General features: G+C 61.2%; 1 pseudogene. It reads right to left on the bottom strand.

Annotated elements, in window-relative coordinates:
- Window positions 1-737 (bottom strand): annotated as a pseudogene (locus tag EGJ27_RS24935) (filamentous hemagglutinin); the annotation flags it as partial.

Below are 737 nucleotides of genomic sequence, written 5' to 3'. Positions count from 1 at the left end.
CCGCCGAGGAAAGCCTGCCCTGTTCTGGCGACAACTGCCTGCTGCACGAGTCGTTGTTCATACAGACCATCGCCCAACCGCTTGGCGCTCGCGTCCGGGTCGTAACCGAGGTTGGAGAGCAAGTAGTCCGAACTCATGAACTGCTTGAGGTTGGTAAGGACCAGGTTGGTTTCGATCAGGTATTTCTGCGGTTTGGAAACAAAACCGCTGCTGGGCAACCCCTGAACTCTTCCGACTGTTTGCGAGCTGGAAACGAGGTCTGTCCCGCTGTTTGAGGCGTCGGGAATAACGAACGGGACAGCGCCGGAGGAACCGGCATTCTGCACCGGTGGAACTGCGCCGTTCGCCTGATGAGTAGGTGTGACGCCGGTTACGGCATCGCTACCCGCGAAGCTTGCGGCATCAGAGCCGTGGCCGGGCACTAAAACCCCGCCAACCGGCGTATCGGTCGGCAGCGAGGCGTCAAATTGCGAGGCATTGGTAGCTATGCCTGCGTTCTGCCGGGTGATCAACGAGAGCTGGCGAGTAGCACCGGATATCTGGCCGATGGAGCCCAGTTCAATGGTGCCTGCCGGTGCGGCTGGAACCGCGTGCTCGCGCTGCGCTAAGGAAACAGCGCCGCTGCCCAGGCTCCAGCTTTGCGGCGACGTGTCTGCGGCGCTGGTGTTACTGGTGGTCTGGCTGCTCAATCTGAACAGGCCGTTCTGCCCTGTTGGCAGACTGAAGCCGGGCAGTGC

Source organism: Pseudomonas sp. v388 (genome assembly GCF_003935425.1).
Classification (GTDB): domain Bacteria; phylum Pseudomonadota; class Gammaproteobacteria; order Pseudomonadales; family Pseudomonadaceae; genus Aquipseudomonas.
The sequence above is the reverse complement of the archived record's forward strand: the minus strand, read 5'-3'. Positions and strand labels throughout refer to the sequence as shown.